Raw genomic sequence first — 12480 nt, 5'->3', positions numbered from 1 at the left:
TGACGTTGATGTACAGCTCCTTGGCGAGCGCGCAATTGCGCTCGAGGACGTTTTCGATGGCGCGGTCTTCCATGTCCCGCTTGAGCTGCTCAACCTCGAGGCCAACGTGTCGTGCGATAGTCAAGATGTCGAATTCGCTGAGCTGCGCGACCGCTCCGGGAAGTGGGACTTTCAGTAAGCGCCCCGAACCAGCCTATTTCCTTTCACAGCCAACCGCGCCGCTTGAAAAAGAGATACGGAACCACGGCGGAGAGCACCATCAGACCCAGCGCAAAAGGATAGCCCAGAAGCCATTTTAGCTCGGGCATGGCATCGAAGTTCATGCCGTAGATCGAGGCAACCAGCGTCGGCGGCAAAAACACGACGGCAGCGACCGAGAAAATCTTGATGATCTGGTTCTGCTCCAGATTGATGAGACCCAGCGTCGCGTCCAGCAGGAAGTTGATCTTGTTGGACAGGAAGGTCGCATGGTCGCTGAGGAACGTGGCATCGCGCTGGACGAGCTTGATACGTTGCCGGATTTCCTTCTGCAACTTGCGACCGGACGACGCGACTGCCCAGCTGGTCGAGTCACTCGCGCTATGGTAGGCGACGAGCCGCGCGATGCTCACGAGACTCTCCTGAATTTTCGTCAGCAGCTCACCCTTCCGGCCGATTCGCTCGACAAGGGATTGAAGGTTGCGTGTTTTCTTCGAGGCGCTCGGAGACGTGTTGCGAAAAATTTCGCGTGAGAGTGCATCAATCTCGTCGCCGATGCGCTCAAGCGTGTCGGCCGCGCGGTCGATGATCGCTTCGATCAGACCCAGCATCACCAATTCGCCGGACGTGCAGGGAGGGCCGCTAGTACGCTGTGCTTTCGCCGCATAGATCAAGAACGGCTTCGGTTCGGCGTGGCGGACAGTGACGAGCGTCTGGCCCTTGATAACGAAGGTAACCGGCGCTTTGACAGGGTCCTCGCCCTCGATATTCGCGACCGCGGTGATCGTCATGAACTCGGCGCCGTCTTCATGATAAAGACGGTCCGACAACTCGATTTCCGCCATCTCGTCGCGCGTCGGGATATCAATGGCCAGATGCGCCTTAACAAGCTTCACTTCCTCAACAGTCGGGTTGAGGAGGTCGAGCCAGAGAGCACCGAGAGCTTCGGCCTCCGGCAAGCCGTCAATTGCTGTCAGATGGCCGTTCTGGCCCGTGTAGATGCGCAGCATTTATGGCCCCTTCGGCAAGGCAGTATGCCGCCCGCGGAGCCTTTCCGTAACCGGGGCTGAAGCGCTCTACACTGATCTCGGTCATTTTGGCCGCCGGCCGATTGTGCTGGCTTGGCTGGCGATCGCATTTCCGTGCCTGCTGCTTAACAATTTCGGGCAGGGCGCGTTCGTTCTTTCCCGAGGCGGGACGATCTGACATCCATTCTTCGAGATGACCACGGCTGGACGTTGGTGCCGATGGTGGTGATGGCTACGGCGGCAACTGTGATCGCCAGCCAGGTCGTGATTCCGGCGCTTATTCACTTGTGCGACAGGCCGTCCAGCTCAACATGCTTCCGCGCTTCGAAATCCGGCATACATCCGAAATGCAATTCGGGCAGATATACCTGCCGCGCGTCAACCTGCTGCTCGCATGGTCGGTCATGTTGCGGTCATCGGCTTTGGTGAGTCCAGCGCCCTCCCGTCAGCCTATGGCATATCGGTCACGGGCGAAATGGTTGTGACGACAATCCTGCTCCACGTCGTGATGAGGCGTATCTGGAGGTGGACGCTCCTCCCGGCGCTCGCCTTGCGCTCGTCTTCGGGGTGGTCGATGTCGGCTTCTTCTCGGCGAACATCATGAAAGTGCTCGACGGCGGCTGGGTCTCAATCCTTGTCGCCGGCGTGTGGTCGTGATGACTTGGGTTCGCGGAACCCGCCTCCTCTTCGAGAAGTCCCGCAAGAGCGAATTCCCGCTCGATTTGGTTGCCGAGCAGATGACTGCCAAGGTGCCGTCGCGGGAGTGGTTGGAATTGTGAGTTGGCGTAGTCTCCGGGGTGTCAACCTCGAATCATCCGGCCTTGCGGTGCCGGACAGGAGACTACGCCATGACAAGGACTACCATGAAAGCCGAAGCCGTTCATCCGGGGGATGAGGCGACGAGCTATCTTTTCGACAACTGGTTTGATCCGATCGAAGCTGGCCTGCGCGAGCGGGTGCGCGGCTTCATCGAGACGATGCTCGAGACCGAGTTGGAAGCGGTGCTTGCCCGTCCCCGTTATGGCCGGCAGCCGGCGGCGCGCCAGTGATGAGACCACCGGTGTCGCCGGCCACCGCCACGGCAGCCGGACGCGCACGCTGACGGGGACCTTCGGCACCACTGAGATCACGGTTACGCGGGCGCGCCTCGATGTCGACGAGGACAAGACGGTGGAATGGAGGAGCAAGCCTCTGCGCGCCTATCAGCGGCGCACGAAGGCCGCCGACGCACTGATCGCGTCGAGCTACCTGGCGGGCACGAACACGCGACGCGTCCTGGCGGGCACGAACACGCGACGCGTCCGTCGTGCGCTTGCCGCCTTGTTCGGCGGCGCGATCGGCAAGGACGTCGTCAGCCGCACCTGGCGCAAGGTGAAGACGGACTGGGACGCCTGGAAGGGTCGCTCGCTGGCCGACGAGCCCGATCGTGCGCCTGATCCTCGACGGGACGGTGGTTCGTGTCAGGCTCGACCGCAAGGCGACCTCGATCCCGCTGCTCGTTGTCATCGGCGTGCGCGCGGACGGCCACAAGATCCTGCTCGCGGTCAAGAACATGGGCGGCGAGACGACCGAGGCCTGGCGGGCGATCCTCGACGATCTCGTCGCACGCGGCCTCCGCCGCCCTGAGTTCCTCATCGTCGACGGCGCACCCGGCTTGGACGGGGCGATCGCTGGGCTGTGGGACGGGGTGCCGGTTCAAAGATGCACGGTTCACAAGCACCGCAACCTGCTCGCCCACGCTCCCGAGCGCCTGCACAAGGAGATCAGCGCCGATTACACCGACATGATCTACGCGGCCACGCCGGAGGAGATCGAGAGCCGCCGCAAGGCGTTCCTGCGCAAATGGCGGCTCAAGTGCCGGGCGGTGGCCGACAGCCTGGAGGAGGCCGGTGAGCGCCTCTTCGCCTTCACGCGCCTGCCGCCGAGCCAGTGGAAAAGCGCACCAGAACTACAAACGCGATTGAGCGTCTGCATGAAGAGTTCAAGCGGCGCATCAAGACCCAGACCGTGCTGCCTTCGGCCGAAACCGCGGCAATGTTGTTCTGGGCGTTGATTGCGTCCGGCGAAATCTCGATGCGAAAAATCGACGGATGGCACACGCTCCCCGCCAAGCCACTCGATCAGCAGATTGACCTCGCCGCATGAACCGATAACCTCAATTTGCCGGAGGCTGCTCCGCCAAATTCCAACACGATCCGCTACGGCACCGACTCCAGAGCCTTCTATGACAAATATTACACGCCCAGCAACGCCGTCCTGGTGGTGGCCGGCGATGTCGAGCCGGAAACGGTCAAGGCGCTGGCCGATAAGACGTAGGGAACCGTGCCGACGGCTCCTGGTCTAACCCGCATCCGCCCAGTCGAGCCGGAGCAAAACGCCAAGCGCACGGTGACGCTGACCGGCGTGCGCAATTCGGTGCCGCGCTTTTCCACGCAATGGATGGTGCCGTCCTATCATACGGCCGCACCCGGCGAGGCCGAGGCGCTCGACTGCTGGCCGACATCCTCGGCGGCGGGACCCGCAGCCGGCTATACCAGCAGTTTTCGACCGCATACGCGCCCAGCTTCTCTCCGAAATCATTGCCGATGAGCGCGAACCTCACGCGATCCCCGAGCTGGCCTGGCGGCGCGGACTCTACGGCACGCATCCGTATTCGAGACCGCCCAAGGGAGCCTGACCAGCGTAACGCCCGCCGATCTAAGCGCCTTCCACAAAGCCGCTTTCGCCCGCGACGGGCTGCATGTGGCGGTCGTAGGCGACATAGATGCCAAAGCCCTGAGAGCAAGGCTCGACCAGCTGTTCGGCGATTTGCCTCAGAAACAGGCGCTCGCCCCCGTACCTGATGTCACCCCGAAGCGGCGAGCGGACGCAGGTCGCAACGCCCTCCCCCAGACTTCGCTCCAGCTGGCTTTTCCCGCCATGGGACGCAACGACCCGGAATTCTACGCGGGACAGCTGATGAACGATATAGTCGGAGGCTCACGATTTACCTCACGTCTGTTCCAGGAAGTGCGCGAAAAGCGCGGCCTTGCCTACGGTGTCTCGTCCAGCTTGGAAGACTACCAGCCCAACATGCTTGTCGTGGCGACGTCGACGCGCGCCGACAGGGCGGCCGAGACGCTCGACCTGATAAGACAACTAATCAAGGAGCTGGTGGACACAGGCCCAACAGCGGCCGAACTCGAAGCGAGCAAGAAGTATCTGATCGGCGCCTATGCTATCGACAATCTGGGTTCCTCCAGGCCGATTTCCGCCACGCTTGTCGGGTTGCAGCTCGACAAACTCGGCATAGACTACATCCAGCGCCGCCCGGCCCTCATCGAGCAGGTGATCCTCGAGCAGGCAGGGCGGCGGCGAAGAAGCTGCTTTCGGCCGAGCCCGCGATTATGGGCGTTGGCCCGTGACAGCGAATAATCCCACGCTCTACAATAGCTGAAGGACTCGCCGACCTACGTGTGGCTGATCCGACTATGGTGTGGCAGAATGAACGCCTTGAGTTCTGCCTGCTCGCCTTCGCAGACCAGGTTCTCTCCCGTGGTTCGATTCCCGACCCGAAGAACGCCGTCGTTCCGAGAAAGTATTCTAACTTTTGCGTATACCAAATACGGGAAAGTTAGAAACTCTTGAATATGAAGCCGATTATGCTAGCTTTCCCGTATATCAGATACGGGAAAGTTAGAAAATGGCCCTTCACCTCGTTGGGGAAAACATCGATAAAACCCGCAGCCACTATCAGGCTGAAACGGGCAAGCTCGTCCAGCTAATGCGCGGCATCTATGTCGATGCCGGGGAGGATATCGAGGCCACGATACTCAAGCACGCCGTCCGCATCGCCAAATACCTGTATCCCAACGCTTACCTCTCGGCGGCGAGCGCTGTGCTTCTCGGCCCGACCCGGGATGGCCGCCTGTTCCTGAGCGGGCGACGAATACAGCGCAGGCGCTTGCGCTTGCTGGAAATCATTCAGAACGCAGCTCCCGACCACCCATCAGTCGCTCAAGCGATTGTCGATGATGGAATGGGAGAAATCCGGATCGACGTCTCCTCGATGCGCCAGCGCTTCCTCGAAGCTTTCCGCCTGCGCAGCGAACACGCGGCATCCATCGACGAGACGATGCGCGAGGCAATCGCGAACCGCCTCATAGAACAATACGGCAGCGCCCAGGGCGCTGCCGACGCGACATGGGCGCTTGCCCGCGCGAACCAGTGGTATCGCGAGGGCGAGCACGCCGAGCGCTTTTTCCTCCGCCCTCCACTGACCACAGAACCGGCACGCAACGGAGCCGCGCTCGATCTGATCGTGGCGTGGCACGGCGCTCCGCTCGGAAATCTCACACATGATGGTTTTGAGTGGCGCTGGAATGCAGACGATCAGGGCCCGCCACTTGTTCGCCAGACCACGCCGGGCAAGCTCCCTCCTTTCATTCTGTCGCTGCTGCCTGAAGGCTGGCTTGAGTCAGTGTTGAACGACCGCGACGAGCGCGCGACGCTACGCTCGGGCAAACGCTACATGTCCAACATCACCATCGTCGAGCGTGCGAGCGATCTCTCCGCCCTGCCGCCCGACATCCTGTTAACCCGGCTCAATGGCTTCACTAGAAACACTGTCTTCACTGGCCAGTATGCAGGGCCGGGTCGCGGCGACCTGGAGCAGAGTTTCGAACGCAATCTCGCACAGATATTCGAGCGTACTGATACGCCTCGCCTTTCGGGTGTTCAGATCAAAGCGCCTATGTTCCTCAGTGCGGATGGCACCCTCTCTCCCAGTATCGGCCGGCCTTTTACCCACATTCTCAAACCTGCGGGTACGGGCGGATTTGAGGCCCTGCCAGTTATCGAATGGCAGTCGCTCGCTTTGGGCAGCGCGGCCGGTTTCAAGACGCCCGCGACAGCGCTCGTCCCGATGCCTGACGGGATGCCTCCGGCGCTACTCGTGGAGCGGTTCGATATCAGAACGAGCCTCGAGGACAAACACCTGCTCGCGCTTGAGGACTTCTGCTCGGTACTTGGCGTGCCCACCGAAGCAAAATACGACGGCACGATGGAGCGCATCGCGCGGGCACTAAGGCCGCTATCGACCTCTCCCGAAGAAGACGTCCTGCTTGTCCTGAAGCGATCCTTATTCGCCTGGCTGATCGCCGATGGCGACATGCACCTGAAGAACATGGCACTGCTGGAAATCGCAGAGCCCGGCAGCACGCAATTCAGCTCAGTTCGCATGGCTCCGCTCTACGACGCGGTCACGACTCGCGTGTTTCCACGCCTCGAAAAAGACCGGATGGCCCTCAAGCTGAACGGCAAGGACGATCGTCTGCGGCGCGCCGACTTCAAGGCTTTCGCGAGCACGGCTGGCGTCAAGGCAGCCGATGCGGATACCAGCATCGACGATCTTGTTGCAGCCCTCTCACGCGCGCTCAACCACCTCGAATTGCCGCCGCCTCTATCAGACGGCTCTCAAGGCGCGAAGATGGCGGAGCAAATGCGCGCGATTGTCCACGAACGCATCGAAGGGTTTGCATAGATGATCGATCTAACTGATACGCCGGTTTCCATGGACCGCACTTCCCAGCCGTGATGGGCGAGACCGCCCCGACAAAGCTTGGCAAGGGCTCGAAAGTTCAGGCTAATGATAGATGCTCAGTGGAGGGCCTATTTTCTAGCGCCGGCGACGTAACCGCTCGATCGTCTGCACAATCCCTTCGGGCGTCGGCTGGCGCAGTCGATGCGGTCGAGATCTCTGCTCGTCGTGGCAATGTTCACGGTGGTCTTTTTGGAGATCCATCCATTCCAGGACGGCAATGGAAGGCTATCGCGTTCTGACGACGCTTCTGCTGATGCGCAGTGGCTATGCTTATGTGCCTTACTCTTCGCTCGAAAGCGTGATCGAGAACAGCAAGGAGGGCTACTATCTGGCGCTTCGGCAAACTCAAAAAACGATCCGCAGTCCGAGGCCTAATTGGCAGCGCTGGGCTGTTTATTTCCTGCGCGCTCTTCAGCAGCAAAAGCAGCGGCTTGAGAAGAAAATCGAGCGCGAGCGTCTCGTGCTCGGTACGCTTCCGGAACTCTCCCTTCAAATAGTTGAAGCCCTCAAGGAGCGCGGGCGAATGACCATTGGCGAGATCGTCAACCTGACCGGTGCAAACCGGAACACCGTCAAAAAACATGTGGCAACCCTGGTCGAAATAAACCATCTAGCCCCAACATGGAACCGGCAAGGGAACGTGGTTTGGCAGACGTTAACACAGACTACTTTATGTGATTCAACCCACGAAACGCACCACGTCCATTTACTTTGAACACAATATGATAAGGAACACTCTTTCCGAGCTTAAGCCCCCGGGCAAAAAGTTTTCGAGGGGTGGTTGCCGCCGCCCTCAGTGCAATTAACCGGTATTGAGTTCCAGCTTGCCAGCAGCGGTTATCAGCGTGGCGTCGATGGCAAGTCCTCCTTTGAAGGCGGTCGCATTCGAGGGGAATGCTCTACAGGGACGACCCGCCGTAAACGACGCTCTTTCGAAAATCCCCGACCTCTTCCACCACAACGACCCCCCTTCTCGTTTTTTGGGGCGCGACCTGCACGGTCCCGAGCCCAGCTGGCAGATGATCTGCGTGCCTACGGTCGCAAAGAAGGCATCACCGTGCTGATTCTCGATTGTGGTCCCTTTTGATTTTCCACGCCCGTTTGTGGCGCTCGCGATGGGGGGCGGCAAGATCGAGGACTTTTGAAAGCAATTTCAATCCGATGATGCTCAAAAAAGGCATTTGGCTGCACTGCTGCTATTCGGACCGATGGCCGGTACGCGCGGTCGGGAAGCCGATGTCCATTGTTCAGTTTGCACCTGATGAGAACCGCAAGCCATCGACCAGAAGCGTTCAAGAATTCTCCCTTTCAAGTTGAGTGGATGGTCTACCAGCCGTATGGCCGAGGCCCTATAAGGACCCGCAGGTGCGGAGTACACGCCGAGGCTCTGCCGATTATGCATATCAGCTGCCTTTGAGAGGAACCCGGTTTGCCCCTGTGCCTGCCGATGATCCGCCACTGAAATCCCCGGACCTGTTTGGCGCCGTCCATCGCCTGCCGGCACTTGGCACGTCAGTTCGCGAGCGGTCATTTGTGGTCCTCAACCCGTCGAGCGGCGAAGTGCTGGCAGGACGTCCGACATGGGCGTGGAGGAGACACGGGCTGCGGTAGACGAGGCCTATGTCGCGCAGCCTGGATGGGCGGCGCTGACCGCCCGAGAGCGCAGCGACCTTCTTTGGCGATGGCATCAGCTGATCATCGCCATGCAGGCGATCTCGCCGCGATTCTGACTGCGGAAATGGGCAAGCCGTTTGCCGAAGCCAAGTCGGAGGTTTCGCATGCGGCCGCGTATCTGCAATGGTACGCCGAAGAAGCCAATCGCATCTATGGCGAGACGATCTCCGCACCGTCTACAGACCGTCGGATGATGGTGATCAATCAGCAGATCGGTGTCGTCGGCACGATTACGCCATGGAATTTCCCAGCGTCGATGGTGGCGCGCAAGATCTCGCCGGCCCTGGCGGCGGGCTGCGCGATCGTGCTCAAACCTGCTGAACCGACGCCGCTCGTGGCAGGTGCAATGTTTGCCCTCGCGCAGCAAGCCGGCTTTCCTGACGGCGTTGTCAACCTGGTCTATGCGTCCGAAGGTGATCGCGTGGGGCCGCGAACTCTGCTCCAATGCCAAGGTCCGAAACATCAGCTTTACAGGCTCCACCGAGGTTGGCCGACTGCTCATGCGCCAGTGCTCGGACTAGATCAAGAAGGTCAGCCTCGAGCTCGGCGGCAATGCGCCCTTCATCGTCTTCGACGACGCGGATATTGACGCTGCCGTTGACGGGGCGATCCAGGCGAAGTTCCGCAATGCCGGCCAGACTTGCGTTTCATCGAACCGGCTTTACGTCCAATCGAGCGTTCACGATGAGTTCGTCGAGAAGTTCGTGGAGAAAGTCCGGCACTTATCGGTTGGCGACGGCTTCGCTCCGGGAGTGGACGTCTGACCACTCATCGACATGCATGCTTTGGCCAAGATCGAGTCCCACATCGCAGATGCCGTTGCTAAGGGTGGGATAATTCGATGCGGGGCCGAACGTTTTCAACCCACAGCCTTCACCGAGATCTCCAGCATCATGGCGGTTGAGCAAGAGGAGACTTTCGGGCCGTTGGCGCCGATCATCCGCTTCCACGATGCGGATCAGGTTGTCTGTGAGGCAAACGACACGATTTACGGGCTCGCCGCCTATTTCCATGCCTCGAACCTGAGGCGTGTCTGGCGCGTGGCCGAGGCATTGGAATATGGCATGATCGGCATCAATACGGGGCGTATGTCTTCGGAAGCGGCGCCCTTTGGCGGCATGAAGCAGTCCGGCATCGGGCGGGAGGGTTCCCGCCACGGGCTCGAAGACTACCTCGAAATGAAGTACCTCTGCATGGGTGGAATCTAAATGACGTCGCCCCGAGTTTCTCCAGTTTTGGGTTCGTTTCCGGCGTGGGTTGTGCGCTGCTGGGCGGGTGAAGCGACGGGGGCTGGCGCGGAGCCTTTCGCATAGCGCAGCGCGAGCGACCGTCGCGGATTGAAGGTGGTGGCGAACTTGGCCGGTGTCTGCCAGGCGATTTGGGAGTGCGGCCGCGCGGTGTTGCAGTCGGCGCGCCACAGGCGATAGCGATGCTTGCCATGCGCATGGAATGCCATTCGACCGGTTCTGATCCGCGCAGGAGAGGATGGCGTTCGAGATGAACTGGCTGGCATTATCACTGACCAGTGATGAGCCGGTTCAATTCCCGGGCAACCAAGTGCCCTCGACCGTGCTGAATAGTGCGCCTTTGCCATACCGGCGGATTAGCGCGGCCGACCTTACTTCGGCATGATGCGAGCAATTTCTGCACCAGGCGCGCAACGTATGCCACTCCCTCAGATCGCCCAGCGATACGTCTGGGCCTGCATGTTTGCTGCCTTCTGCGATGGCTTGCCGACACTTTCGGCTCGCCGGGTGTGATGATCTTCTTCTGCGTCTTTCCCTCTCGGCGATATTGCCGTTCGGCCGTCCCGACCAAGGCCAAACCTCGGGCCGTTTTCCCGTTCCCGGGTCGAGCTTGAACGTCTCGTCGATGATGTTCTGGCGTGCTGCGAGCTCAACGCCGAGGCGCTTGGCATCGATGCATGGCACGACATATTGCGGCGGTGTCGCACGTGTTCGACGGTTTGGGCTTCAGGATCGTGCGGATGGGCCACGCTTTTCTGGCGGCGCGAAACACGGGCAATGCGCGTTCAAAACCTGACAAAGGCAGAAACTTGTCAGGTTCAATCCAACCGCCATCCGGGCACTGCGGAGGGTTTTCAAAGCATATTCATGCACTTGCGCGCTGAGCCCGCTGGCATGGACCTTGCAACGCTTGCAGCAGGACGGTATGCAATGGAGCAGACGAGGATGTTCTCTCCCCTGAACCGTGTGCCGTCTCTGAGAGGGAAATAAGCTCGTGCAGAAAATCTCACAACCTTTGACAACGGCTTTGGAGAACAACGTGGTGTTGCAGATCGAGTCCCCGGCTCCTTCGATTCAAGCGGAAACCTGGCTGCGTGGCGAGCCCCTCACCAGCTTCGAGCCCGGCAAAGTGTACATCGTCGAATTTTGGGCAACTTGGTGCGGTTCGTGTGTGGACGGGATGCCCCATCTGATGCAGCTGCAGGAGAAATACAGGGAAAGCGGCGTTGAGATCGTAGGAGTCGCGGCTAGTGAACGCGCTCCAACGGCCGATGAGGCCCGAAGCACGTTGGACGCTTGGTTGACGGAAAAGTTCCCGAATCTGAACTATCGGATCGCATTCGACTCCACAGGCGAAATGGACAAGCTTTGGCTGGAGCCCAGCTTTTCTTTCTGGATTCCCACCAGTTTCGTGGTCGACCGAGACGGCTGCATCGCCTTTATTGGTGAACCGACGAAACTCGATGAGGTCTTGCCGAAGGTGCTTAACGGCAGCTGGCGCATCAGCGATCAGGCAAAATCCGCCGATACGGAGCGGATTGCGGAAGGCGAAACCATAGCGCGCGAACAAGCGCTGACCAAGCCCATATACGACAAACTTCGGCCGGCAATGGAGGCCGAGGATTGGAAGACGGCGCTCTCGGCGATTGAAGAAGGCCTCGCATTGATACCGGACAAACTCAACTTCCGCGTGAGTCATGTCAATCTGTTGCTTCACAGAATGCGCGACATGCAGGCCGGCTTGCCCGTAATGCGCCAATTCGTTCGCGACGCGATCGACAGAAAGTCCGAGGGATGGATGTATTGGGCGCTATACCAACTCTTCGCGCCGGGCTTTGATTATTCCGGCTTTCCGTCTGCTGAGCGCTTCGCGATGGGCGAAGAGCTGTCCAAACACATCGTGGCACTGCCGCAAGGCGGCGGCTCTAAGTTCCTGTCTTATCCGGTGGTCGCTCAGTACTATCATGAGAGCGGCAACAAAGATCGCGCCATCGAGTTGGTCGAGCAGACACTGAAAGCGCTGGAGGGTCCGGAGCCTATCTCGGACGACCTGAAACAGCACCTTCTACCCGAGTTGCTGCAGGCTCTGGCCAACTACAAGGGTGAGAAGGTTTGTTACGGCGCTCTCTGTGTGGCTCCGCAAGAGGATTCTCCCAAAAGGTGAAAGGGGCGGCCAAGGAGGAAACCAAAGAGGGGCGAATGGCTTACTGGCCAATTCGTCCATTTCCCTGACGTGGATGTACAAATAGGTCGGCCCAGGCGTCCAGCCCAGCCTCGCCGTTACCGCAAACACGTGACCGAGCAAGGAGAAGACGTGCCTGATCAACTCACCAAAACATACTGCCGCTAAGGGTCTCCCGGACCCGTCAAAGATGGCACTGGAGTAAGGCTGGCAACATGAAGAAGGTTACTCAGCCAGCTCGGCGCTGCCCACCGATCCACCTGCGCCCACAGGCGGGGAAGACGGGGGACGCAGCCGACCGCCTGTCTCTGCGCCAGGCAAGAACGGAGGACAGGACGATGACGGAAGTGACGCCATCTGCGACGAACGGCCCGGCCGCGCAGACGAAAGCGCCAGCCGTCAAAAATCCGTCCATCGCCACTGGCCTGACCAAGATCGGGCGGACCCCTACCGGGTTCGCCGCCCACGGCCTCTACGATCCGCGCAACGAGCACGATGCCTGCGGCGTCGGCTTCATCGTCAATATGAAGGGCGTCAAGTCGCATCAGATCGTCACGGACGGCCTGGCGG

General features: G+C 60.1%; 6 protein-coding genes and 6 pseudogenes. 10 read left to right on the top strand and 2 right to left on the bottom strand.

The annotated features are described in order from the left end of the window. Window positions 1-203 precede the first annotated feature (203 nt). A complete protein-coding gene (locus EOA86_RS06220; protein ID WP_029354811.1) occupies window positions 204-1208 on the bottom strand; it encodes a magnesium transporter CorA family protein in 1005 nt (334 codons plus the stop codon). A gap of 40 nt (window positions 1209-1248) precedes the next feature. Here EOA86_RS06220 and EOA86_RS06215 point away from each other — a divergent pair. The 8 genes and pseudogenes from EOA86_RS06215 to EOA86_RS06185 all read left to right on the top strand — a co-directional run. Continuing rightward, window positions 1249-1957, top strand: a pseudogene (locus tag EOA86_RS06215) (KUP/HAK/KT family potassium transporter); the annotation flags it as partial. Between the two features lie 132 nt (window positions 1958-2089). Continuing rightward, window positions 2090-3371 (top strand): annotated as a pseudogene (locus tag EOA86_RS06210) (IS256 family transposase). Between the two features lie 60 nt (window positions 3372-3431). Further along, window positions 3432-3763, top strand: a pseudogene (locus tag EOA86_RS06205) (insulinase family protein); the annotation flags it as partial. Between the two features lie 82 nt (window positions 3764-3845). Then, window positions 3846-4640 carry a pitrilysin family protein gene (locus tag EOA86_RS06200; RefSeq protein WP_348633331.1) on the top strand — a complete coding sequence of 265 codons (795 nt, stop codon included), beginning with the start codon at window positions 3846-3848 and terminating at the stop codon, window positions 4638-4640. 268 nt (window positions 4641-4908) lie between these two features. Further along, on the top strand, window positions 4909-6747 hold the full coding sequence (locus tag EOA86_RS06195; RefSeq protein WP_128341004.1) for a HipA domain-containing protein: 1839 nt from the start codon (window positions 4909-4911) through the stop codon (window positions 6745-6747). Between the two features lie 201 nt (window positions 6748-6948). After that, window positions 6949-7005, top strand: a pseudogene (locus EOA86_RS41445) (hypothetical protein); the annotation flags it as partial. 19 nt (window positions 7006-7024) lie between these two features. Further along, on the top strand, window positions 7025-7522 hold the full coding sequence (locus EOA86_RS06190) for a helix-turn-helix domain-containing protein (protein ID WP_245455149.1): 498 nt from the start codon (window positions 7025-7027) through the stop codon (window positions 7520-7522). Window positions 7523-8236: 714 nt separating this feature from the next. Next, window positions 8237-9689 (top strand): annotated as a pseudogene (locus EOA86_RS06185) (NAD-dependent succinate-semialdehyde dehydrogenase). Here the strand turns inward: EOA86_RS06185 and EOA86_RS06180 are convergent. Further along, window positions 9686-10007: pseudogene (locus EOA86_RS06180) on the bottom strand (hypothetical protein); the annotation flags it as partial. The pseudogenes EOA86_RS06185 and EOA86_RS06180 overlap by 4 nt on opposite strands. A gap of 760 nt (window positions 10008-10767) precedes the next feature. Here EOA86_RS06180 and EOA86_RS06170 point away from each other — a divergent pair. Beyond that, entirely contained in the window at window positions 10768-11892 is a 1125-nt protein-coding gene (locus tag EOA86_RS06170) for a TlpA disulfide reductase family protein (RefSeq protein WP_128341005.1), read from the top strand. 356 nt (window positions 11893-12248) lie between these two features. Continuing rightward, window positions 12249-12480 (top strand): hypothetical protein (locus tag EOA86_RS06165; protein WP_164891581.1); only part of this gene is annotated, 232 nt, incomplete at its 3' end.

It is taken from the genome of Mesorhizobium sp. M5C.F.Ca.IN.020.32.2.1, from assembly GCF_004023105.1.
Taxonomy (GTDB): Bacteria; Pseudomonadota; Alphaproteobacteria; order Rhizobiales; family Rhizobiaceae; genus Mesorhizobium; species Mesorhizobium wenxiniae.
The sequence above is the reverse complement of the archived record's forward strand: the minus strand, read 5'-3'. Positions and strand labels throughout refer to the sequence as shown.

Coding starts and splice junctions, on each gene's coding strand:
- EOA86_RS06195 (WP_128341004.1), top strand. CDS start 4,909: ATGGCCCTTCACCTCGTTGGGGAAAACATCGATAAAACCCGCAGCCAC.
- EOA86_RS06190 (WP_245455149.1), top strand. CDS start 7,025: ATGGAAGGCTATCGCGTTCTGACGACGCTTCTGCTGATGCGCAGTGGC.
- EOA86_RS06220 (WP_029354811.1), bottom strand. CDS start 1,208: ATGCTGCGCATCTACACGGGCCAGAACGGCCATCTGACAGCAATTGAC.